Origin of the sequence: Asticcacaulis sp. (genome assembly GCF_035497195.1) — a bacterium.
Taxonomy (GTDB): Bacteria; Pseudomonadota; Alphaproteobacteria; order Caulobacterales; family Caulobacteraceae; genus Asticcacaulis.
In genome coordinates this window covers 417,281-439,172 of sequence record NZ_DATJDZ010000019.1, presented here as the reverse complement: position 1 = coordinate 439,172, position 21,892 = coordinate 417,281, and the positions used below count along the sequence as shown (strand labels likewise).

Below are 21,892 nucleotides of genomic sequence, written 5' to 3'. Positions count from 1 at the left end.
CGGCTCAAGTCCGGTTTTGCTTATCCCGGTCTTCCGGACATGGTAAACAGGTGAGGTTACGGAGGGCGGGATGGACTTCATCAATAGTCATATCAACCATATATTGGTCATTGGGGGCCTGATGGGGCTGTTTCTCGGCGGCGAAGCGCTTATACGCGGCGCCGTCGCCGTGGCCGAAAGCCTGAAGATACCCAAGCTGATCATCGGCCTGACCATTATCGGGTTCGGCACCTCCATGCCCGAACTCCTGGTGTCCCTTCAATCCGTGCAGCAAGGCGTACCCGATGTCGCCATCGGTAATGTCGTCGGCTCAAATATCGCCAATATTCTGCTTATTCTCGGTTTCGGCGCACTCCTGAATCCTATCGCCACCTCCGCCCGCAATATCCGCCGCGAGGTTCTGGTCATGCTGGCCGTCAGTGGCGGCCTGGTCTGGCTGGCGTGGTCAGGCGCAATTTCACAACAGGCGGGCCTGATCATGGCCGGGGCGCTCCTGGCCTATTTGCTGCTGATCTATCTGCTCGAAGGCCCCAAGACCGCTGATGCCGCCTTGCCGAAATCCAGCCTGTCGCCCTGGGTGGCCATCATCTGGATCATCGCCGGCCTGGCCGCCCTCATCATCGGCGCCGATTGCCTGGTGCGGGGCGCCACCGCTATCGCCCGCGATTTCGGGATTTCCGACGCCGTCATCGGCCTGACCCTGATAGCCGTCGGCACCTCTCTGCCGGAACTGACCGTGACCATCCTCAGTTCAATCCGCCGTCAGAACGAGGTAGCGCTCGGTAATGTGCTCGGCAGCAATATTTTCAATATCCTCGGTATACTGGGGATCACCGCCGCCCTGCATCCCCTGACAATCGCCCCACGCTTTCTTCAGGTGGACCTGCCGCTGATGATCGCCGCAGCGGTTGGCCTGACCCTGCTCATTCTGCGCGGCAAGCCGATAGGCCGGCTGACCGGCCTGCTGTTCCTGCTGGTCTATGCCGGCTATACCCTGTGGCTGGTCAAGGGACCGGCACTGCTGGATGTTCTGCGGCTGTCGTAAAAAAATGGCGGACATTGCTGCCCGCCATTTCTCCTTACTTCTTCTCGGCGAGGATATCATCCAGCAAAGCCGGCTTGCCGTCTATCCGTTGCAGGACCGGATAACGCAGGCCGCCGTGGTAATCGATCTTCACCGTCTTGATGTTATCGTCGCTCTTGACGATCAGCTCGATCGGCTCCTGGCTGGTCTTGGCCTTGGTAATCGCCGTTTTCAGAAGGTCGATATCGAACGCCTTGCCATTGACGGCGATCAGGGTCATGCCCGGCGTCAGGCCTGCCTTGAAAGACGGTCCATCCCACAGTTCGGACATAATGGTATTGTCCTTGCCCGCCACCGCGAAACCGATCGAATAGTTGAGGTTCGAATATTTGCGCAAGGATTCCAGCGACTTGAAATAATCGGTTGGCTTTTCCTCATAGACCAGTTTGTAGCCGCCACGCGTAATGCCGTCGAGCGGCGCCGTGCCCTTGCCATCGGCGCCGAAATCATAGACGCGCGCTTTCAGGAAAGCATCCCAGTCATAGGGATAGATGCCATTCAGGGTCTTGACCACATCGTCGAAGGTGTAGGTCGTCTCGCCCCAGTCACCATTCTTGATGCCGAAGAAGGCCCTGGCGAAATCATCGAGCGACTTCTTGCCCCCAGTCTTTTCGCGGATCAGGGTATCGGCGTCGAGCCAGATCAATTGACCTTCGCTGTAATAGTCCTCGGAACGCTGCATCGACGTCCAGTTTTGCGGCCGGCGCGACGAAATAATCGGGTCATTGGTGGTGTCAATCAGCGGACGCCATTTGCGGCCCGGAATGTTGTCGTAGCTCGCCACCGTCATGGCCAGCGCGCCCATTTGCTGGTCCTTCGTATAAAGGCCCGAACGGGTGGCCAGCACATTGCCCCAATATTGCGTCTGGCCTTCATAGACCCACATCAGGCTGTCGCGCATCGGCACCTGGAAGTTCGGCGTCCACAGGTCGGCGCCACGGCGGAACTTGCCGTTCCACGAATGGGTATATTCATGGGCCAACAGGTCGCGGCCGACATAGGCGGTCTTCCAGTCGGTCAGGTACTTTTCGTCAACGCTGTTTTCCGACGACCGATGATGTTCCAGGCCGATGCCGCCGATCGTATCGGAGGCCGCCACCAGAAAATCGTAATGATTATAATGATGTGCGCCATAAAGCTTATAGGCTTGTTCAATCAGGGTCTTGTGGATGGTAATGACATCATCCGGCGCTTCGAGATTATCCGCGTTGTCCGCCATGACGTTTAGCCGCACCGGCGCATCGCTGCCTTTAGGCGTGATGTCCCAGGTCTTGAAATAGCGGCCGGAAAAGACCGGCGAGTCGATCAGGGTGTCGTAATCGGTGGTCTTGAAGACGACCGTGTCTTCCGTCTTGCTCTCGGTTTCAAGACCGGTGGCATAGCCCCAGCCCGCCGGCTTTTTCAGCGTCGCCTGAACCGGAATCTTGTTGGCGTAGTAGCCGGCCGGATACAGAGACGCGAAGTTCCATTGCAGGTCGATCATGTCGGCCGTCATGGTGATGCGTCCCGCCGCCGCGGTCACCGGCGCCAGATACTTGAACGCCGCTTCAACCGTTGTCGCGCCCTTCGGCACCACCAGATGGAAGGCGTTCATATCGAGCGAATCGCGCAGCCAGTGCAGGCGTTCACCATTGGCGGTGAATTCGATATCGGCGATGCGGCTGATTTCCGTGCCGGGCGAATGGTGTCCCGGCAGCCATTTCGGCAACATCAGCACCAGATCGCCCTCGCCCGTCACCGGGATCGATTCTGTAACCTGGAAGATGCGGTGCTCGAGGTCGGTGGCATCCACCGTGACCTTGAGCGTGCCGGGATAGGCGATGTTTTGCGGCGGCGCGACCGGCGCCGCGGCGGGCGCCATTTCTTGGGAAAACGCGGCAGGAACCAAAACCGCGGACGCCAGCGCAATGGCGCTGACCAAACTCAAACCGTATTTTTTCATAAAACGCCACTTATACTGGAGCACCCCGGAGGGCGATCAACCAAACCTAAGTTGTTTCACTTGTAAAGACATCGCCGCAATTTTATTCCGGCAGCGGAATGAATTCCAACTCGTCGCCTGGCACTTTCGGGAAGGCCTGCGCCTGCCAGTCGGCCTTGGCCTGCTCGATGCGCTCCGGCCGAGACGACACGAAATTCCAGTAGATATGACGCTCTGTCAGCGGTTCACCACCGATGATGACGAAATGCGCCTCATCCAGCGCCGTGATCTTCGCCTCGGCGCCCGTGGTCAGGATGGCCATTTCATATTGTTCCAGCCGCTGACCGTCGATCTCCAGCGCGCCGGCGCAGGCATAGACGGCGCGGTCCTCGGCGGTCATCGGCGCATCGATCGCCTTGCCCGCCGCCAGCCGGAACTCGGCATAGAAGGTCTTGGCATAGGTTTTCACCGGCGATACCAGCCCGAACGCCTCGCCCATCATCACGCGGATCGATACGCCATCCTCATTAAGGCCGGGGATTTCATCAGCATCATAGTGGAAAAAGGCCGGGTCGATTTCCTCATCGGCTTCCGGCAGGGCCAGCCACAGTTGCAAGCCGTCGAGGTGGCGCGTTTTGGCCTGCACCGCTTCTTCCTCGCGTTCGGAATGGGTGATACCCTTCCCCGCCACCATCAGGTTGATATCGCCCGGCACGATGACCGAGCGCGTCCCCAGGGAATCGCGGTGGAGGATCGCCCCGCTGAACAGGTAGGTGACCGTCGCCAGGTTGATATGCGGATGCGGCCGGACATTTATGCCGATGCCCGGCGCGAAATCGGCCGGTCCCATATGATCGAAGAAAATCCACGGCCCGACCATGCGGTGTTTGGCGAAGGGCAGCACGCGCCGCACCTGGAAACCGCCAAGGTCTTTTTCGCGCGCCGGAATGATCAGGCTGACGGCATTGGGAAGGGTATCGCTCATGTTTTGTCTCCTGTCAGGCCGAGGATGAACTCATACCGGGTTACCGCCAGGCTCCAGGCGAACTCCGCCCAGAACCGTTTCTGCGCGGCTTCACCCAGACGGCGGCGCAAGGCCTCGTCATTTAGCAGACGTCGCAGGGCATCGGTCAAGCTGTCAATGTCCTCGCCATTGACAATCAGGCCGGTTTTGTCCGCCAATACGGCATCAGGAGCCCCGCCGGCCTGCCCCGCCACACCCGGCACACCAAAGGCGGCGGCTTCGAGAAAGGCGGGCGTGAACCCATCGACGCCCGAACTATCGGCCCGGTTCGGCAGCACAAATGCCCGCGCCTGCCGGAATAGCTCCGCCCGCGCCGTATCCGAGACGTAGCTGTGAAAATTCACCCGCCCGGAGACGCCGAGCGCCGTGGCAAGTTCGGCCAAACGCGCCCCGTCCTCGCCGTGCCCAACGATATCCAGCGTCAATCGGGGATATTGCGGTTTCAACGCCGCCAGGGCGCCAATCACCTGGTCGATCCCCTTGCGCGGCTCCAGCCGGGCGATACAGAGCAGCCTGTCTTCCGGCGCCCTCGCTGTCTGCCCTGGAAGCGCACCCTGCGGGGGTGTTACGCCGGGTAAAACCACTTCCACCGGCCCCTGTCCGGCAAACGGACGCACAAGACCGGCGGTGAAGTTTGAATTGGCCACGACCACATTGGCCCTGGCCAGCACCGACCTGACCCGCCCTTTATGCGCCGCCATGCCGGTATATTCGTTGCCATGCGCCAGACAGACGACGCGCACATTTTTCAAGGCTTTCGGCGGCAGGCTTTCGAGGCTTTTCCAGCTATCGGTGACAAGAGTCGTCACCCCACCCTGCGCGATCCGCTGACGTATAGCGCCGGTCATTCGCAGGCGACGCCAGAATTTGGGACCGCCAAAACGATGAACAGCATAGCGGCGCGAGGCGTCGAACGCCTTCACCGCCGCCAGATGGCTTTCGCGGCAATAGACTTCGGCGGGATATCCGCGCAGGGTCAGGGCATGGACCAGCCCGGTCATCAGGGCCGGGGCAGCCCCGGCTTCGGGCAGGAAGGTCTGGGCGACAAACAGGATCATCGCCGCGCCCTCTTTTTCCGGTGCGTCTTTTTGGCCTTCACCGGCGCAGACGCAGGCGGGACTACCGCGACCGGCGGCGTTTCGACTTTCGCTGCGGTCGCCGGCAGCAGTTCAATCGTCGTCACCAGCGGCACTTCGCGTTCGGACACTTCATCGCGCGCCACCGCCTTGATGGTATAGACGCCCGGCTTGTCCTGCGGATCGAACGACATCAGCACCACCTTGGTGCGATTGTCGAAAACACGGCGGCCATCACCCACCGGCCCGCGTACCGCCGCCAGATGACGGTAATCGCTGGCGGCATAGACCTGACCGTCGGGCGTCAATACCTTCAGGTCGTAGGTCGCCTCGCCATTGCCGTTGCTGTCGGCGCTGAGGCCGGTGAAGACCAGTTTAATCGCCAGTTGCGCACCCGGCTCGGCGCGATTGACCCGGCTGATCTGGCGGGCACCACCGTCCGTCTTGTCGAATTCGGCCAGTTGCTGTTGCGGGATGACGATCACCATGGCGGAGAAATCGCCGTTGTGATCAGGGAAGCCGGTCTTCGGGTCATATTCGATCGCCGCCGGTGTTTCGGGCATCAGGGTGACGCCGCTTAAGGCCGGCCCCGCCAGAAGGCACACCCCCACCGCCAACAAAACTGTCGTGAACGCCTTCTGCATCACCTGCCCCCAAAAAACCGCCGGGACTATAGTCACGCCTCGCCTTGTGAGGCAAGAACGGCGTTAACCAAAAAAGTCCCTGTTCCGGGTCTGGAACAGGGACTTCAGTGGGCCTGAGGTCAAGGACGAGCACTCAAAAGGGGATTTTTAGCTGGTCGCCTTGTCCAGGCCGACCGCGCCGAGTTCACCGCTTTCGCGCGCCTTCCTCCCGTAGACCCATTCAAAGATCGGTGACGCCATGACCGTGGTGATGATCGCCATCATGACCAGCATGGCAAACAGCGGCAGGCCGATAATGCCCTTCTGCAAACCGATGTTGATGATGATCAGTTCCATCAGCCCGCGTGAGTTCATCAGGGCGCCGATGCCGAGCGCCGTGCGGTTGTCTTCACCACTCAGGCGCGCCGCCCCCCAACAGGCGCCGAACTTGGCGAGCACCGAGGCGACGAGAACCACGCCGGCCACCATCAGCATGGAGGCCGAACTGACCATATCCATGCGGGTATTGAGGCCCGAATAGGTGAAGAACATCGGCAGGAGCACGATGACGGCGAACGGCTCTACCTTCTTCTTCAGTTCTTCGACCAGTTTGCCGCGCGGCATGGCGGTGCCCAGGATGAAGCCGCCGAAGATGGCGTGGATGCCTACGGCGTCCATGATAAATGCCGAGAGGAAGAAACAGATCATGACGACAGCCAGGACCGTGTAGGACATTTCTCCTTTTTCCTCGACCAAGCGGCCAAGCGGCGCCAGCAGTTTGCGGCCGACGAAGATCATGAAGACGGTGAAGGCAAGACCACCGGCAATGGCCAGAACCGCGACACCGGCGCCGGCCCCGAACGTGGCCAGCACGATGGCGAGCACGCACCACGACACCGCGTCGTCGAAAGCGCCCGCCGTCAGGGTGAGCGTGCCGAGGGCCGAGTTGCTCAGGCCGCGTTCATGGATGATACGGGCGAGCATCGGGAAGGCTGTCAGGGCGATACAAGCCGCCATGAACAGGGTGGCGTTGCCCCGTGATATACCCTCAGCGAACAGACCGGGCACCGTCATCAGCCACGGCGTGATCAGGATGGCCAGCAGCGCCGGCGCGGTGATCCCCGCCAGCGACACGAACATGGCGCTCTTACCCTTGCTCTTGAAGTGATCGGCGCGGAAGCCGGTGCCGACCATGAACATGTAGAGACCAACGCCGAACTGCGCGCCGGTATAGAGCACGTTCTTCATTTCCTTGGGGAAGATAGCGCCCTGGATTTCGGGGAAAAACAGGCCGAGCAGCGATGGCCCCAGAATAACGCCGGCAATCATCTCGCCCACGACCTGGGGCTGCCCCACCTTTTGGCCAAGCCAGCCAACGATCCGGCAGGTTACGATGATGACGGCCAGTTGCAGGAAGAAGTGGATGGAAAAGTCGCTGGGCGCGTAGGCACGGGTAGCGCCATCAGCGCCGGCCGCGCCATGCGGCGACAGGATGTTTGTCACTTCGTGGACGACGCTTTGCCAAATGTCCGTGGACAGAAGATCGAGGATCATTGGGTTTCCCTGGAATAATTTTGCAGCGGTGCTTGTGCCGCCCATCGCTAGGGTTCGCAGATATTCTTCCTCCGTCAAACAGAAATTGAAACTCACAAGCCTTTTAATTCATTGAAAAATTTCGTGTCACCCATTCGCCACACTGTAGCAATGTAACTACATATTAATCAAGCCACCTGTAGCAATGTGGATTCATGTTGCCGCATCTGCCGGCTTATCCTAATGTGCTGTAAAGCCGTTACGGGGAAGCCGCATGACAACGATCAGCAGCCGCGATTTCAATCAGGATGTCGGCAAGGCCAAGCGCCTGGCGCGGCAGGAACCGGTCTTTATAACTGATCGCGGCCGGCCGTCGCATGTCCTCATGAGCTTTGAGGCCTTCCGTCAGATCAGCGGCCAGACCGAGAGCATCATCGACCTGTTGGCGATGCCGGAAATGAGCGACACAGGGGCAGAACCTGCTCAGACTGATAATGGCCTTACCTGGGACCGCACCGAGACTCTGGAAGACGAGAACTGATCATGTATCTCCTCGACACCCCCGTTATCAGCGAACTGCGCAAGGCCAAGACCGGCCGCTGCGATGCCGGCGTCGTTCGCTGGGCGTCCGGCGTGGCGCGGCAAAATCTCTATATGTCGGCGATCAGCCTGCTCGAACTGGAGAACAGCGTGGCGAAAGCCGAGCGCAAGGACCGTGTTCAGGCCGCCCCCTTGCGATCCTGGCTCGACGATCAGGTGATGAAGGCCTTCGACGGCCGCATCCTGCCCGTCGATGCCGGTGTGGTAAAGAAGCGCGCCGCGCTGAGCCATGCCGAATCGAAAAGCGAACGTGACGCCCTGGTCGTCGCCACCGCGCAGCTTCACGGCCTGGTGCTGGTCACGCGCAACGTGGCCGCCTTCAAGACAACCCGCGTCAAGCTGTTCAATCCCTGGGGTTACACACCCGAAGAAGAGACAGGCGACGACGCCGACTGGCAGCAGGTCGCGCGCAGCGGCCCGCTATGGCTAAAGAACCTGTTCCTGCGCTTCTAGGCGGATGCCTGTAATTTCATCTGGCCTTTTGAGTTTAGCCCGGCTAATCAATCTACATTAGAATAATACGCTTTAAATACCATTGACGCGCTTTTATTTAAATCATACTCATTAAGTGTAGATTTAAACGGCGCTACAGGAGAGGCAACGCATGCTATCCATGAAAGCCAAATACGCACTAAAGGCGCTTATTCACATGGCACAAATGGACAAACCCATGTTGCCCAGCAAACAGATCGCCGAGGCAGCGGATATTCCGCAGAAGTTCCTCGACAACATACTTCAGGAACTGCGCCAGAACGGCATCGTCGATTCAAAGCGTGGCATCTTCGGGGGTTACTTCCTGGCCAAGAAGGCCAGTGAGATCTTTTTGGGGGACATTATCCGCATTATCGACGGCCCGCTGGCGCCTATACGCTGCGCCAGCCTGACCGCCTACCAAAAATGCGAGGACTGTCGTGATGAGGCCGCCTGCCAGTTGCGACACCTGATGCTCGACGTCCGAAACGCCATGTCCGGCGTGCTCGACAAACGATGTTTGCAGGATCTAGTCGCTAATCCTTCGCTCTAAGACACCCTCTTAAGCCCTTCCATAAATTCTTTTTTCTGACGAGGACCACCATGAGTGTACCGTCCAGCGCATCCCTGCGCCCAGAATCAAACGTGCCATTTAACGCGTCCAATCTCACAGAGATTGAGCGCCAGATACTCGCCAGCCTCCAGCAAATCCGCTTCGGCTCGCTGGAAATCGTGATCCACGACTCACGGGTCGTGCAGATCGAACGCAGCGAAAAACTGCGTTTTGACGCTAAGGGGAAGGCGCTCAACGAAAGCCTTTCCTGAAGTCACCCGCTTAACCTCCCAATTAAAAACATAAATCTCGCTGACCGGACCACCGGAAGTGATGCACCCCACACGGAGTCATCCAATGCGAATCTCTCACCTGACCGTCAGCCTCGGCGCCATTGCCGCGGCCCTCACCTTTACACCAGCCTTCGCCCAGGACGCCGCACCAGCCGCCACCGGCGACACCGCCCTCACCTATGAAGAGCGCATCGCCCGCCTCGAACAGGAACTCGACACCCTGAAGCGCCAGCGCGAACTGGATCAGGAAATCACCACTGCCACGGCCGCTAAAACACCGGTCGCCACGCTCGACAAGAAGGGCCTGTCCTTCACCTCGGCCGACGGCAAGTATGCCTTCGGCATCAATGCCCAGGTCAATGTTGACGTCCATAGCTTCAGCAACGACGGCGGCACGCTGCGTGACGAAGTTGTCGGCCGTCTGATCCGTCCGACCTTCTCCGGCAAGGCCGGCAATGCCTCTTTCCGTTTCACCCCGGAACTGGGCGGTTCCTCATCGGCCGCCGCGTCCATCGTTGACGCCTATATCGAATACAAGGTCTCCGACGCCGTGCAGTTCCGCGGCGGCAAGTTCAAGTCGCCGCTCGGCCTCGAACGCCTGCAATCCGACGCCGATGTCATCTGGACCGAGCGCGGCCACTCGACCAACCTCGTGCCTAACCGCGATGTCGGCTATCAGGTCTTCGGCACCCTGTTTGACAGCGTCGTCGAATACCAGGTCGGCCTATTCAACGGCGCCACCGATGGCGTCAACCTGAACAACGACCTCGACAACCAAAAGGATGTTGTCTATCGCGTCTTCGCCCAGCCCTTCCTCAATTCCAGCGTCGTCTTCCTGCAGGGCTTCGGCATCGGCTATGCCGGTTCTGATGGCAAGCACCTCGGCAATGCCACGGATACCCAGCTCGGCAGCTACAAGACGCCCGGCCAGCAGACCTTCTTTAAATATGGCGCCGGCGTCTATTCGAATGGCAAGGAAACCCGTTCCAACCCGCAGGCCTGGTTCTATCTGAATAACATCGGCATCCTGGCCGATTACGTAACCGTCAAGCAGAACGTCGCCTCGGCCACCGCCGCGGCGGAACTCGAGAACAAGGCGCTCGACGTCTCGGCCTCGTGGGTGCTGACCGGCGAGAGCGTCAGCTACAAGGGCGGCGTCAAGCCGGCCAAACCTTTCAATCCGAAGAACGGCACCTTGGGCGCTTTCGAACTGACCGCCCGCTACGGTTACACCGAAATCGACAAGAACGCCTTCACCAGCGGCTTCGCCTCGGCGGCCTCCGCTGCCCAGAAAGCCACCTCAACCGGCCTCGGCCTTGGCTGGTACTGGAGCGAAAACCTGAAGCTGGTTGCCGACTACGACTCGACCGAGTTCGACGGCGGCGCCGCTGCTGGCGCTGACCGCCGCAAGGAAGCGTTCGCCTCCGGCCGCATCCAGTTCCGCTACTGATCGCTTTTTTATTAAATTCGAGGCAGGCTGACCGGACTGAAGTTCGGTCAGCGCCCATAGAAGGAATGCAGACATGTCTTTCAAGACCCCCCAACGCAGAACCTTTCTGACCGGCCTGCTCGGCGGCGCCAGCCTTCTGGCTTCCGGCGCGCTCACCCTGGCCGCCCCCGCCAGCGCCAAGACGCGCGAACTGCTCAACGTCTCCTACGACCCGACCCGCGAGCTTTACGCCGCCTATAACACCGCTTTCGCAAAGCACTGGAAGGCCACGACCGGTGAAGACATTACCATCCGCCAAAGCCACGGCGGTTCCGGAGGGCAGGCGCGCTCCGTCATCGACGGCGTTCCCGCCGATGTCGTGACCCTCGCGCTCGCCGCCGATATCGACTCAATTTCGCAAAAAGCCGGGCTTCTTCCCGCCAACTGGCAGGGCCGATTCCCGAAAAACTCGACGCCCTACGCCTCGACCATCGTCTTCCTGGTCCGCAAGGGTAATCCGAAGAAGATCAAGGATTGGGACGATCTGATCCGTCTCGATGTCTCGGTCATCACGCCGAACCCAAAGACCTCCGGCGGCGCGCGTTGGAACTATCTGGCCGCCTACGCCTACGCCAAAAAGCGCTGGGGCACCGACGCCTTGGCCAAGGAATTCCTGACAAACCTGTTCCGTCGCGTGCCGGTGCTCGATACCGGCGCCCGCGGCTCGACCGTGACCTTCGTGGAACGCGGTGTTGGCGACGTGCTGATCGCGTGGGAAAACGAAGCCTGGCTGGCCCTGAACCAACTCGGCAAGGGCAAGTACGAAATCGTCTATCCATCGATCTCGATCCTGGCCGAACCGCCGGTCGCCGTCGTCGATAAGAATGCCGCCAAGAAGGGCAATCTGGCGGCTGCCAAGGAATACCTGAACTACCTGTACAGCGACGAAGCGCAGGATATCATCGCCAAGAACTATTATCGCCCTAGCAATCCGGCGATCCTGGCCAAATACAGCAGCCAGTTCCCGAAAATACCGCTGGTCACCATCAATGATTTCGGTGGCTGGAAGAAGGTTCAGAAGGAACAGTTCGATTACGGCGGCGTCTTCGACCAGATCACCCGGAAATAGCGATCACCAAGACGTAATTTCACAGTGATCAAGGATAGTGAGACGCTGCCGCGGTTTGTTACCGGCAGCGTCTATTTCCGAGTGTTCAGCCCTTCCTAATCAATACTTGATTGCCAGGCCCACCTCCAACCTGACAGGTAACTTCCATGACGGGACAACCCGACACCGCCGTACCCGAACCGGCCATTCCGGATCACTTCAAGGCGCCGCACCCGGCGACCGGCACCACTCATGTGCTGCCCGGTTTCAAGGTCACCCTTGGCATCACCATCTTCTTCCTCAGCGTCATCGTCATCATTCCGTTGGCGGCGCTGATTGCGCGTCCGTGGGAACATGGCCTGTCAGGCTTCCTGTTCGTGCTCACCGACGAGCGCGTTCTTCACGCCCTCGCCTTGAGCTTCTTAACCGCCCTGGCCGCCGCCGTGGTCAACGTTGTAGCTGGCCTTGCCGTCGCCTGGGCACTGACCCGTTACAGCTTCCCCGGCCGCAAGCTGCTCGATGCCCTGATCGACCTGCCCTTCGCCCTGCCGACCGCCGTGGCCGGCATCGCCCTGTCGAGCCTTTACGCCGCCAATGGCTGGGTCGGCAGCCTGATCGAACCACTCGGCTTCAAGATCGCCTACACGCCGATCGGCATTTTCCTGGCCCTGACCTTTATTGGCCTGCCGTTCGTGGTGCGCAGCGTCCAGCCGGTGCTGGCCGAGTTCGAGGCCGAGATCGAAGAAGCCGCAGAAACCCTGGGCGCCACCGCCCTGCAAACCACCCTGCGCGTCATCCTGCCCGCGTTGATGCCGGCGCTCGTCACCGGTTTTTCGCTGGCCCTGGCGCGCGGCGTCGGTGAATATGGCTCGGTCATCTTCATCGCCGGCAACATGCCCTATATCTCCGAAATCGCCCCGCTGCTGATCGTCATCAAGCTTCAGGAATATGACTATGCCGGCGCTGCCGCCGTCGGCGTGATCATGCTGGCCATGTCGCTGGTTATCCTCCTGTTTCTCAATGTCGCGCAAAGGTTCTTCGCCAATGTCGGGAGCGCCAAATGACCGCCAAAGCCGCCCGCGCCCCCAAAACGACCGGGGCTGTCCTTCTTCTGCTTTTCAGCCTGCTGTGGCTGGGCTTCATCGTCCTGCTCCCGTTGGTTAATGTGCTGGTCACCGCCTTCTCGCAAGGCCTGCCGCCCTATCTCGCCGCCCTCCATACCGAAGACGCCAAGGCCGCGATTCTGCTGACCCTGCTGGTCGCCGCCATCGCCGTGCCGCTCAACGCCATTTTCGGCATCTGCGCCGCCTGGTGCATCACGCGCTTCGAATTTAAAGGCAAGAGCTTGCTGCTCAGCATCCTCGACCTGCCGTTTTCCATCTCGCCCGTCATTTCCGGCCTGGTGTGGATTCTGCTGTTCGGCGCGCAGGGCTGGTTCGGCTTCCTGCTGCGCGATCACGACATCAAGATCGTCTTCGCCCTGCCCGGGCTGGTGCTGGCCACTGTACTCGTCACCCTGCCCTTCATCGCCCGAGAACTGATCCCGCTGATGGAAGACCAGGGCACCGACGAAGAGGTCGCCGCCCGCACGCTTGGCGCGCGCGGCTGGGATATCTTCTTCCGCGTCACCCTGCCCAATATCAAATGGGCGCTGCTTTACGGCGTGCTGCTGTGTACGGCGCGGGCGATGGGCGAATTCGGCGCCGTGTCGGTCGTTTCCGGCCACATTCGCGGCCTGACCGACACCCTGCCGCTCTATATCGAGATCACCTATAACCAGTACGACACGATTGGCGCCTTCGCCGCCGCCTCGATCCTGGCTGGCCTAGCCATCGTCACGCTCGTGCTCAAAACCCTTCTGGAATGGCGCTTCGCGGGTGAGCTCGCCGCCTCTCGCAGACATTAAGGAACAGACCAGATGTCTCTCAAAATCAACGCCGTAAACAAGACTTTTACCAACTTCCCCGCCCTCAAGGACGTCACCTTCGAGGCGAAATCCGGGGAGTTCATCGCCCTGCTCGGTCCGTCCGGCTCCGGCAAGACGACGCTTCTGCGCCTGCTGGCCGGCCTGGATACGCCCAATGGCGGCGAGATCAGCTTCGAGGGCGAGAACTACCTCAAGCTCAATCCGCGTGATCGCCGCGTCGGCATGGTCTTCCAGTCCTATGCCCTGTTCCGTCACATGACCGTGGCGCAGAACATCGCCTTTGGTCTCGATGTCCGTCCGGGTAAGGAACGCCCGCCGAAAGCCGAAATCAAATCAACCGTTGAGCGCCTGCTCAAGCTGATCCAGATGGAAGACCTCGGCAAGCGCTACCCCAGCCAGCTTTCCGGCGGCCAGCGCCAACGTGTTGCGCTGGCGCGGGCATTGGCCATCAACCCGCGCCTGTTGCTGCTCGATGAACCGTTCGGCGCGCTCGACGCCCTGGTGCGCAAGGACCTGCGCCGCTGGCTCAAGCGCATCCACCATGAAACCGGCGTCACCACCATCTTCGTGACGCACGATCAGGAAGAAGCGCTCGATCTCGCCGACCGCGTTGTCGTGCTCAAGGCCGGCAAGGTCGAACAGATCGGTACGCCGCTTGAAATCCACAGCAACCCGTCCTCGGCCTTTGTGTTCGATTTCCTCGGCTCAGCCAACAAAGCCAGTGGCCGCATCAAGGATGGCGTCGCTCATTTCGACGGCTTCAGCGCACCAGTGGCCGGAGCGGCAAACGACGGCGAATACGTCGTCCGTTTTCGCCCCTACGAAGCGCAGTTGTCACGCGATGGCGCCGGTATTCCGGTCACGGTCACCGCCGTCCTGCCCGCCGGCAGCAATCTGCGCCTTGAACTCAAGGGGACCGATGGCAGCCTGTTCGAGACGCAACACCCACACGGCAGCGAGGCGCAAGGCTTCGCCGTCGGTGACGAACTGCGGCTCAAACCGGAGCGGGTTTACGCCTACGCCTGAGCCATTATGCGGTAACGATGAATTTGTTCACTTCCACAGGCCGGGCATTGTCCCGGCCTGTTTTGTCCGTGTTCGGTGTATACGCCTGCGAAAAAGTCATTGAATTACGGGCGATAGCCAAACATGCGATTCAAAATCAGCGGGAAGGCTTTGTTTTCAATGCTCTACCGCCACCAGATCGTCACGAAACTGTCACAAAAACGAATCGACTCCCGACCACTCACCTGCCAAAGAGACGCCATAGTTTCCGGTAACGGCAGGAGCCGTCATGTTCGACGCGTCATTTGAGTCTACGCAGACAGAAGCCGTGACTCCACCGCCCGTTCCTCCCAAAGCCTTTCGCCTGTCCGCGAACCTTCTGTTCCTCATTCCGATCTGTCTCGGCCTCCTTTTTGTCGGCTGGAGCGTCCACAGCGACGCCGCCGCTATGGGCGAACCGCTCGCCATTGGCGCGTTCCTGTTCCTCGGCCTGGCGCTTTTGATCGCCTTCGGTTTCGAGTTCGTCAACGGCTTCCACGACACGGCCAACGCCGTGGCGACCGTCATCTACACCCACTCCATGCCGCCCCTGTTCGCCGTCATCTGGTCCGGCCTGTTCAACTTCCTCGGCGTCATGGCCTCCACCGGCGCGGTCGCTTACGGCATCGTTCTGCTGCTGCCGGTCGAACTGATTCTCCAGGTCGGCACCGGCGCCGGCTACGCCATGATCTTCGCCCTGCTGATTTCCGCCATCATCTGGAACCTCGGCACCTGGATGCTCGGCATCCCCAACTCGTCGTCCCACGCCCTGATCGGCTCGATCATGGGGGTCGGCATCGCCAACCAGCTTATGTCGGCGGCAGTCAATGCGACATCGGGCATCGACTGGACGCAGGCGACCAAGGTCGGCAAGGCGCTTATCTTCTCGCCCCTGGTCGGCTTCATCGCCGCCGCCCTGTTGCTGCTGGCGATGAAAACCCTGATCCGCAACCCGAAGCTTTACGAAGCGCCCAAGGATAAGGCCCCGCCGCCATTCTGGATTCGCGCCACCCTGATCGCCGCCTGTACCGGCGTCTCCTTCGCCCACGGCGGCAATGACGGCCAGAAGGGCATGGGCCTGATCATGATTATCCTGATCGGCGTCGCCCCGGCCACCTACGCGCTCAATCGCGCCCTGCCCGATACCGCCCAACCGGCCTATATCGCCAGCTTCGACGCCGGCGAACAGGCCTTCGCCGCCCGTGCCGATAGAGCTGCCCCTACGATCGATATCGCCCGCAGCGCCGTCAATACCGCTGTCCGCGCCCGGAAGATCGATACCCCCGCCCTTTATGGCGCCCTGGCCGTGATGACCGGCCATATCGAAAGCGAGATCCAGGCCCACGGCGCCCTGCGCAATGTCCCCGCCGCCGACATGCCGCAATTGCGCAAAGATATGTACCTCGTCAATGGCGCTGTCAGCCTGCTCAACGGCACGAAAACTGCCCGGCCGGAAAGTGAGACCAGAGCCTTGAAGGGCCTGCAAGACACCCTGAACAGCATGACCCGCTATATCCCCGATTGGGTCAAGGTGGCGACGGCGCTGGCGCTCGGCCTCGGCACGATGGTCGGCTGGCGGCGCATTGTCGTCACCGTCGGCGAAAAGATCGGCAATTCAAAGATGACCTATGGCCAGGGCGCGGCCGCCGGGCTGGTCGCCGCTGTCACCATCTTCGCCGCCGAGCGCTTCGGCCTGCCGGTTTCGACCACGCATATCCTTTCCGGCGGCGTGGCCGGCACCATGACGGCCAACCGCTCCGGCCTGCAATGGTCGACCATCCGGGGCATTGCGCTGGCCTGGGTCCTGACCCTGCCGGCCACCGTGGTTCTGGCTGGCGCGCTCTACTTTATTTTCCGTCAATTCCTGTAAACCCGCCGCCAAGCACCTGAAACAGGCTGACCTCGGCGTTGAGGTGATCGGCCTGCGCCTGGATCAGGTTCAGTTGCGCACCGAGCAATGCCCGTTGGGCGTCGATCTGTTCGAGATAGGGCGAATAGCCTGCCCGATAACGATTGCCCGCCAGCCGGTAAGCCTCGGCCAGCGCCGCCGTCTGGTCGGTCAAAATCAACTGTTGCGCATTGATCTTATCGACCGCCTCCAGCGAATCCTCGACCTCGCGGAAAGCATTGAGCGCCGCCTTCCTGTAAGCGAAGGCCGCCTGATCGCGTCGTGACGCCGCCGCACCGGCCTGCGCCTGCAAGCGTCCGCCCTGGAACAGCGGCGCCACGATATTGCCACCGAGCGAAAACACATCATAGCCATGCGGCAGCAGGTCCGACGTCGCATAGCCGCCGGAAGCCGTCAGGCGGATCGCCGGCATGAAGGCGGCGCGCGCGGCATCAAGCGAGCGGTCGGCGGCGACGATCTGCGCTTCCGCCGCCGCGATATCCGGACGATTGCGCAGCAAATCCGACGGCAAGGATGCGGGCACAACCGGCACGGCCAAAGCGCTTAAGGCCACACCGCGTTCGATTGTGCGCGGAGTCTCGCCGAGCAGCAGACTGAGCGCATCTTCCTGACGGCGGATGGCCAGTTCAACGGCCGGAATCAACTGTTGCGCGGCGTTATATTCCGCCTGCGCCTGTTGCAATTCGAGCTTGGGGCTATAGCCGGTCTCGGCGCGGTGACGGGCGGTGGAAAGCGCCTGCGCGCGGGTGGTCAGCGTGTCATTCAGCAGCACCAGCCGCGCATCGAGCGCCCGCAGGGTTATATAGCCACTGGCCACCGCCCCGGCGACGCTGAGGCGCGTGGCGTCACGGGCATATTGCGAAGCCAAAAGCGTGGCGCGGGCGGCTTGCGATGTGTTGCGCAGGCGGCCGAACAGGTCGACCTCATAGCTGAGCGGCAAATCCGCCTCCCCCGCCGTTTGCGTTACCGGCCGGCCTGAAACCTGCGAAATCGAGCGCGAATATGCGCCACCTGCCGTGGCATTGAGCGATGGCAACAGCGCGCCCTCAGCCCCCTGATAACCGTAGCGCGCCTCTTCGACACGTGCGGCGGCGATAGTGATATCGGTATTGTTGGCCAACGCGGTTTCGACCAATTGCGTCAGCACCGGATCATTGAAATGGCGCCACCAGTCAATGTTGACAGATGCCATAGCCGTCACCGGTTCCCGCCACCCGGCAGGCGGCGTCACCGTGGCGCTCACCGGCACATCCGGGCGCGGCCCGGCGCAACCCGCCAGCAGACAAACCGTGGTCAGGAGGAATGCCCGCCTCATTGCGCCTTCACCTTGGCCATTACTTTGACGTGGCTGGCGACATGGGTTTCGACCGACATGCCCGGTCGCAGGCGATCAGCGAGTTTCTGGTTCGGATCGATGCGGATGCGGACGCCAATCCGCTGGGGTATCTTGACGAAATTGCCGGTGCCATTATCGGTGCGGATGACCGAAAACTCCGATCCCGCCGCCGGCGACAGGCGCTCAACATGCCCGTGGATCTCAGCACCGCCGAGGGCGTCCACCTTCATGACAACCGGTTGCCCCACTACCATGTGTGCTGTCTGAGCTTCCTTGTAATTGGCGATGACCCAACGGTCCGGCGGCACCAGCGACAGCAGTTGCGTGCCGTTGGTGACGTACTGCCCTTGCCGCACACCGATTTCCCCCAGTTGCCCGGCTTCCGGCGCGCGGATAACCGTATTGGACAGATCGATCTCCGCCAGTTTCAGTTGCGCCCGCGCCGCCTCGACCTGGGCTTCCAGGCCACCGCGCCCGACCTCGACGGTGCGGATATCCTGCTGCGAAATTTCACCGGCGGCCTTGGCCTGGTTAACCTGCGCCTCGGCGGCCCGCAAAGCCGCCAATGTCGAATCCCGCTCCCTCAAGGATACCGAACCATCACCCACCAGTTCATCGACGCGCCTCATATCGGCCTGCGCCCGCAAAAGCTGCGCCTGCGCGCTGCCAAGTGCCGCCGCCTGCCCTTCCGAAGCCGCCGTGCGCGAGGCCCGCGCCTGTTCCGAATTGGCCAGGCTGGCCTCGGCCGCCGCAACATTGGCCCGGGCCGCCGCCACGCGCTGCTGGTAGATACGATCGTCGATGCGCGCCAGCACCTGCCCCGCCTGAACCGTTTCATAGTCCTTGACCGCCACCGCGGTCACATAGCCGCTGACCTGCGGCGCGATCACCGTGGTGCGGCCGCGCACATAGGCGTTCTGCGTCACCTCATCGCCACCGGTAAAGGGCGGCAGATTCCACGCCCACAGGATCAGCAGCACGGCGACCACTGCCAGCACGGCGAAGAACACCACGACGATATTCGGCCGTGATGGCGGGTGCCAGTGGCGCGGCGCCTCATCCGATGCCGGGGTTTGAGCGGGGTTTACAGCGTCGGTCATGCGGCCGCCTTTGCAGTGGATGAGGAAGGATCGGCCAGGGCCAGTTTGCGATCGGCCAGCCGTTTGAGGACAATAAGATAGCCAATATAAAGCGCCGTCAGGATGGCGATAACCATGACCAGCCGCGCCACATCATTGAAAGCCGCGACATTGGCCTCGCGCGAAACGATCTGCGCCAGAGACGTGACGCCGCCTTGTGCCCGCGCCGCCACGGCCGGATCGCCTGCCAGCAAATGGCTATATATCGACTGCGTATGCGCCCGCGCCTGAATAACCTGATAGGTGCTGAGAAGCGCCGAACCGGCCAGGCCGCCGATATTCTGCGACAGGCCGAACATGACGCTGAAACTGACGATAAAGCCCTTGCCCTGCTCCAGCACCTTGCCGAAGCCAAACAAAAGCGCAGGCCCGATGAAGAAGGTCGAACCAAAGGCCAGCAACGCCTGCGACAGATAAAGCTGCGGCGGCCGCGTCAGGCTGGAGGCGAAACTGTCCAGCCCGGCGCCCAGCGCGATAATCAGGGCGGCGACGATAATCATGTAGGGGATACGCGGCGCTTTCAACAGAACGGCGCTCATGACCGTGCCGCCGATCATGGCGAACAGGATGACGATGAACAGGCCGTGAAGTTGATCATTGTTCAGCCCGCCCACGGTCAGCAAACCGAGCGTACCGTAGGTCTGTTCGCTGAGCGCCAGCCGCACCAGCATAGCCACGGCGCAAAAGCGCAGGATATCCCTGCTGCCGATCCAGCGCAGGTGCAGCAGCGGATTGGCGCGCAGATGCTCAACCAGCCCGACGAGGTAAAACAGCCCGACCGACACGGCCAGCGCCCAACCGAGCCACGGCGTGTCCGTCCACCACAGGCTCCGTCCCATGACCAGAACGACCGACAGCAGCAGCATGGCCGGCAGGAACAGCGCCACCGTCAGGGCATCGAGCGGATCGAAGGCCGGGATCTTGTCGGTCGGCGGCAGACGTACCAGATTGGCGCCCGCCGAAGCCGCCAAAGCCAGGCCCAGTTCGATCAGGTGGATGGTCTGCTGGCCGTTGACCATCAGAGGCTCCACCGGCAGCAGGCGAGCGATCGGGATCGCCAGTTGCGGCAGGCCGACGGCGAACACGATCGCCAGCGGCCGGTATTTGGCGGGGAAGACCTGCATCAGATTATAGATGACGAGCGACGACATTCCCGCCGCCAGGAAGCCGCCGGCGGCGCGCGCCACAATCGCCAGCGAGAAACTCGGCCACAGCAGTTCAGCAAAAACCAGCAGCATATAGGGCCACAACAGCGCCCGCATGACCGGCGGAATGCCGAACCGCATCCGTGCCTTGATCAGCAGCAGATTGGCTGAAGCGTTGAAGGCGACATAAACCGCCAGCAACCAGGTCACTTCGGTTGTGGTCACGCCCAGGCTGCCTGCCAACGGCTGGCTGTTGACGCTGACAATGGCATTGCTGAGGCTGGCCGCCAGGGCCATGATGATCGCCACCCCCACATAGCCCAGCTTGCGGCTGACCGGGTGGTTTGGCGCATAGGGCGATCCTGGCAAAGTCGGGCGCTCATGCGGCGCGAAAGCGTATTCGCCGGCGGGCATCTGTTCTGGGACCGGTTTGCGCGTCACGTCTGGCGTCTTCCTCTTACGGAAACAGGAACAGGCGAGAGATTAAAGAATCGATATTCTTCAGCCTGACCGGCAAATCCTAACAAAATCGAAAAAGCCCGCCAGCAGGGAAACTGGCGAGCTTAAAAAACGGCAAATACGATCCGCTTATTCGACCGGCATCATGCCCGGCATCATATTGGCGTTGAGGTGGTACATGACCCACAACGACCCGATCACGAGGATGCCGACGATCAGCACGGTGAAGATGAAGGCGGCGTTATTCCACACCTGGCTGGAAGACGCATTCATGTGCAGGAAGAAATAGAGGTGCACCAGGATCTGGACCACGCCGATGGCGACGACAACCGGGATCAGGCTTGAAGCCGGCAGCATGTGCGCCATGGTCAGGCCGAATGGAATCGCCGTCAGAATGACCGACAGGATGAAGCCGGTGACATAGGACTTGACCGTGCCGTGACCGGCGCCGTCGTGGTGATTGTCATGGTGCGCCGCTTCGGCCTGGGTCTGGTCGGTATCGACCGGCCTGGCGTGCGGTGTTTTCGCCTTTTTCGGCTTGGCAGTATTGGGCGTGCTCATCAGGCGGCTCCCATCAGGTATACGATCGTGAAGACACCGATCCAGATGATGTCGAGGAAGTGCCAGAATAGGCTTAAGGTCATCAAACGGATGCGGTTGGCGGGGGTCAGGCCACGCTTGAACAGGTGAACGAACATGGCGCCCATCCAGATCAGGCCGGAGGTGACGTGCAGGCCGTGGGTGCCGACCAGGGTGAAGAAGGCCGACAGGAAGGCCGAGCGGTCCGGGCCGGCGCCCTCTTCGATCAGCTTGATGAACTCATGGATTTCCATGCCCATGAAGCCGAGGCCGCACAGGGCAGTGACGGCAAGCCAGCCGATGACCGGCTTCAGTTTGTTGGCCTCCATGCTGATCATGGCCAGGCCATAGGTCAGAGAGGAAATCAGCAGCAGGGCCGTTTCGATCGCCACGTATGGCAGGTCGAACAGTTCGCGGCCGTTGGGGCCACCGGCAGTCGCGTCTTTCAGGACGGCATAACCGGCGAAAATCGACGCGAACAGGATGCAGTCGCTCATCAGGTAGATCCAGAAGCCAAGCGTGACTTTCGGGCCTTCGTCATGATGATCGCCGGCGTGGTGGGCGTCGTTCGGATTGTGGTCGTAGGCGGAGTCGATCTGGTTCTCGTAACCGGCGACCGGGTTCATGGTCTTGCTCATT

The 21,892-nt window shown here is 61.1% G+C and carries 21 protein-coding genes; 11 read left to right on the top strand and 10 right to left on the bottom strand.

Annotated elements, in window-relative coordinates:
* The first annotated feature begins 70 nt into the window (after positions 1-70).
* The gene (locus VL130_RS12925) at positions 71-1,045 is read left to right on the top strand and encodes a calcium/sodium antiporter (protein ID WP_325363335.1); all 975 of its coding nucleotides are present in this window, start codon (positions 71-73) and stop codon (positions 1,043-1,045) included.
* A 34-nt stretch (positions 1,046-1,079) separates the two neighbouring features.
* Here the strand turns inward: VL130_RS12925 and VL130_RS12920 are convergent, their stop codons facing one another.
* The 5 genes from VL130_RS12920 to VL130_RS12900 form a co-directional block, all read right to left on the bottom strand.
* Positions 1,080-3,026, bottom strand: a complete 1,947-nt coding sequence (locus VL130_RS12920; RefSeq protein ID WP_414636272.1) for a M61 family metallopeptidase — start codon at positions 3,024-3,026, stop codon at positions 1,080-1,082.
* A gap of 82 nt (positions 3,027-3,108) precedes the next feature.
* Positions 3,109-3,990 carry a pirin family protein gene (locus VL130_RS12915; protein ID WP_325363333.1) on the bottom strand — a complete coding sequence of 294 codons (882 nt, stop codon included), beginning with the start codon at positions 3,988-3,990 and terminating at the stop codon, positions 3,109-3,111.
* Positions 3,987-5,087, bottom strand: a complete 1,101-nt coding sequence (locus VL130_RS12910; RefSeq protein ID WP_325363332.1) for a glycosyltransferase family 4 protein — start codon at positions 5,085-5,087, stop codon at positions 3,987-3,989. Before VL130_RS12910 ends, VL130_RS12915 begins: the two co-directional genes overlap by 4 nt.
* On the bottom strand, positions 5,084-5,749 hold the full coding sequence (locus VL130_RS12905) for a hypothetical protein (protein ID WP_325363331.1): 666 nt from the start codon (positions 5,747-5,749) through the stop codon (positions 5,084-5,086). The genes VL130_RS12910 and VL130_RS12905 overlap by 4 nt, the downstream gene beginning before the upstream one ends.
* Before the next feature lie 147 nt (positions 5,750-5,896).
* A complete protein-coding gene (locus VL130_RS12900; RefSeq protein WP_325363330.1) occupies positions 5,897-7,282 on the bottom strand; it encodes a cation:proton antiporter in 1,386 nt (461 codons plus the stop codon).
* A gap of 253 nt (positions 7,283-7,535) precedes the next feature.
* Here VL130_RS12900 and VL130_RS12895 point away from each other — a divergent pair, with 253 nt between their 5' ends.
* The 10 genes from VL130_RS12895 to VL130_RS12850 all read left to right on the top strand — a co-directional run bounded on the left by VL130_RS12895 (position 7,536) and on the right by VL130_RS12850 (position 16,556).
* On the top strand, positions 7,536-7,802 hold the full coding sequence (locus tag VL130_RS12895) for a type II toxin-antitoxin system Phd/YefM family antitoxin (protein WP_325363329.1): 267 nt from the start codon (positions 7,536-7,538) through the stop codon (positions 7,800-7,802).
* A 2-nt stretch (positions 7,803-7,804) separates the two neighbouring features.
* Positions 7,805-8,314, top strand: coding sequence for a type II toxin-antitoxin system VapC family toxin (locus VL130_RS12890; protein WP_325363328.1), 510 nt, complete (start codon positions 7,805-7,807; stop codon positions 8,312-8,314).
* Between the two features lie 151 nt (positions 8,315-8,465).
* On the top strand, positions 8,466-8,885 hold the full coding sequence (locus VL130_RS12885; protein ID WP_325363327.1) for an Rrf2 family transcriptional regulator: 420 nt from the start codon (positions 8,466-8,468) through the stop codon (positions 8,883-8,885).
* Positions 8,886-8,977: 92 nt separating this feature from the next.
* Positions 8,978-9,157, top strand: a complete 180-nt coding sequence (locus VL130_RS12880) for a YezD family protein (RefSeq protein ID WP_325363326.1) — start codon at positions 8,978-8,980, stop codon at positions 9,155-9,157.
* 85 nt (positions 9,158-9,242) lie between these two features.
* On the top strand, positions 9,243-10,628 hold the full coding sequence (locus VL130_RS12875; RefSeq protein WP_325363325.1) for an OprO/OprP family phosphate-selective porin: 1,386 nt from the start codon (positions 9,243-9,245) through the stop codon (positions 10,626-10,628).
* Between the two features lie 73 nt (positions 10,629-10,701).
* On the top strand, positions 10,702-11,736 hold the full coding sequence (locus tag VL130_RS12870) for a sulfate ABC transporter substrate-binding protein (RefSeq protein WP_325363324.1): 1,035 nt from the start codon (positions 10,702-10,704) through the stop codon (positions 11,734-11,736).
* Positions 11,737-11,882: 146 nt separating this feature from the next.
* On the top strand, positions 11,883-12,779 hold the full coding sequence (gene cysT, locus VL130_RS12865) for a sulfate ABC transporter permease subunit CysT (RefSeq protein ID WP_325363323.1): 897 nt from the start codon (positions 11,883-11,885) through the stop codon (positions 12,777-12,779).
* Positions 12,776-13,621, top strand: coding sequence for a sulfate ABC transporter permease subunit CysW (gene cysW / locus VL130_RS12860; RefSeq protein ID WP_325363322.1), 846 nt, complete (start codon positions 12,776-12,778; stop codon positions 13,619-13,621). The genes cysT and cysW overlap by 4 nt, the downstream gene beginning before the upstream one ends.
* 12 nt (positions 13,622-13,633) lie before the next feature.
* The gene (locus tag VL130_RS12855) at positions 13,634-14,668 is read left to right on the top strand and encodes a sulfate/molybdate ABC transporter ATP-binding protein (RefSeq protein ID WP_325363321.1); all 1,035 of its coding nucleotides are present in this window, start codon (positions 13,634-13,636) and stop codon (positions 14,666-14,668) included.
* Positions 14,669-14,936: 268 nt separating this feature from the next.
* Entirely contained in the window at positions 14,937-16,556 is a 1,620-nt protein-coding gene (locus VL130_RS12850) for an inorganic phosphate transporter (protein WP_325363320.1), read from the top strand.
* Here the strand turns inward: VL130_RS12850 and VL130_RS12845 are convergent.
* From VL130_RS12845 to cyoC, 5 genes are all read right to left on the bottom strand, one after another.
* Positions 16,534-17,910 (bottom strand): efflux transporter outer membrane subunit, encoded by a 1,377-nt coding sequence (locus VL130_RS12845; RefSeq protein ID WP_325363319.1) that lies wholly within the window; start codon positions 17,908-17,910, stop codon positions 16,534-16,536. The two genes, VL130_RS12850 and VL130_RS12845, sit on opposite strands and share 23 nt — an antisense overlap.
* On the bottom strand, positions 17,907-19,031 hold the full coding sequence (locus VL130_RS12840) for an HlyD family secretion protein (protein WP_325363318.1): 1,125 nt from the start codon (positions 19,029-19,031) through the stop codon (positions 17,907-17,909). The genes VL130_RS12845 and VL130_RS12840 overlap by 4 nt, the downstream gene beginning before the upstream one ends.
* The gene (locus tag VL130_RS12835) at positions 19,028-20,656 is read right to left on the bottom strand and encodes an MFS transporter (RefSeq protein ID WP_325363317.1); all 1,629 of its coding nucleotides are present in this window, start codon (positions 20,654-20,656) and stop codon (positions 19,028-19,030) included. Before VL130_RS12835 ends, VL130_RS12840 begins: the two co-directional genes overlap by 4 nt.
* A 147-nt stretch (positions 20,657-20,803) precedes the next feature.
* Positions 20,804-21,235 (bottom strand): cytochrome o ubiquinol oxidase subunit IV, encoded by a 432-nt coding sequence (cyoD, locus tag VL130_RS12830; RefSeq protein ID WP_325363316.1) that lies wholly within the window; start codon positions 21,233-21,235, stop codon positions 20,804-20,806.
* Positions 21,235-21,891, bottom strand: a complete 657-nt coding sequence (gene cyoC / locus VL130_RS12825; protein WP_325363315.1) for a cytochrome o ubiquinol oxidase subunit III — start codon at positions 21,889-21,891, stop codon at positions 21,235-21,237. Before cyoC ends, cyoD begins: the two co-directional genes overlap by 1 nt.
* Between the last annotated feature and the right edge of the window lies 1 nt (position 21,892).

Coding starts and splice junctions, on each gene's coding strand:
- VL130_RS12925 (WP_325363335.1), top strand. CDS start 71: ATGGACTTCATCAATAGTCATATCAACCATATATTGGTCATTGGGGGC.
- VL130_RS12920 (WP_414636272.1), bottom strand. CDS start 3,026: ATGAAAAAATACGGTTTGAGTTTGGTCAGCGCCATTGCGCTGGCGTCC.
- VL130_RS12915 (WP_325363333.1), bottom strand. CDS start 3,990: ATGAGCGATACCCTTCCCAATGCCGTCAGCCTGATCATTCCGGCGCGC.
- VL130_RS12910 (WP_325363332.1), bottom strand. CDS start 5,087: ATGATCCTGTTTGTCGCCCAGACCTTCCTGCCCGAAGCCGGGGCTGCC.
- VL130_RS12905 (WP_325363331.1), bottom strand. CDS start 5,749: ATGCAGAAGGCGTTCACGACAGTTTTGTTGGCGGTGGGGGTGTGCCTT.
- VL130_RS12900 (WP_325363330.1), bottom strand. CDS start 7,282: ATGATCCTCGATCTTCTGTCCACGGACATTTGGCAAAGCGTCGTCCAC.
- VL130_RS12895 (WP_325363329.1), top strand. CDS start 7,536: ATGACAACGATCAGCAGCCGCGATTTCAATCAGGATGTCGGCAAGGCC.
- VL130_RS12890 (WP_325363328.1), top strand. CDS start 7,805: ATGTATCTCCTCGACACCCCCGTTATCAGCGAACTGCGCAAGGCCAAG.
- VL130_RS12885 (WP_325363327.1), top strand. CDS start 8,466: ATGCTATCCATGAAAGCCAAATACGCACTAAAGGCGCTTATTCACATG.
- VL130_RS12875 (WP_325363325.1), top strand. CDS start 9,243: ATGCGAATCTCTCACCTGACCGTCAGCCTCGGCGCCATTGCCGCGGCC.
- VL130_RS12870 (WP_325363324.1), top strand. CDS start 10,702: ATGTCTTTCAAGACCCCCCAACGCAGAACCTTTCTGACCGGCCTGCTC.
- cysT (WP_325363323.1), top strand. CDS start 11,883: ATGACGGGACAACCCGACACCGCCGTACCCGAACCGGCCATTCCGGAT.
- cysW (WP_325363322.1), top strand. CDS start 12,776: ATGACCGCCAAAGCCGCCCGCGCCCCCAAAACGACCGGGGCTGTCCTT.
- VL130_RS12855 (WP_325363321.1), top strand. CDS start 13,634: ATGTCTCTCAAAATCAACGCCGTAAACAAGACTTTTACCAACTTCCCC.
- VL130_RS12850 (WP_325363320.1), top strand. CDS start 14,937: ATGTTCGACGCGTCATTTGAGTCTACGCAGACAGAAGCCGTGACTCCA.
- VL130_RS12845 (WP_325363319.1), bottom strand. CDS start 17,910: ATGAGGCGGGCATTCCTCCTGACCACGGTTTGTCTGCTGGCGGGTTGC.
- VL130_RS12840 (WP_325363318.1), bottom strand. CDS start 19,031: ATGACCGACGCTGTAAACCCCGCTCAAACCCCGGCATCGGATGAGGCG.
- cyoD (WP_325363316.1), bottom strand. CDS start 21,235: ATGAGCACGCCCAATACTGCCAAGCCGAAAAAGGCGAAAACACCGCAC.
- cyoC (WP_325363315.1), bottom strand. CDS start 21,891: ATGAGCAAGACCATGAACCCGGTCGCCGGTTACGAGAACCAGATCGAC.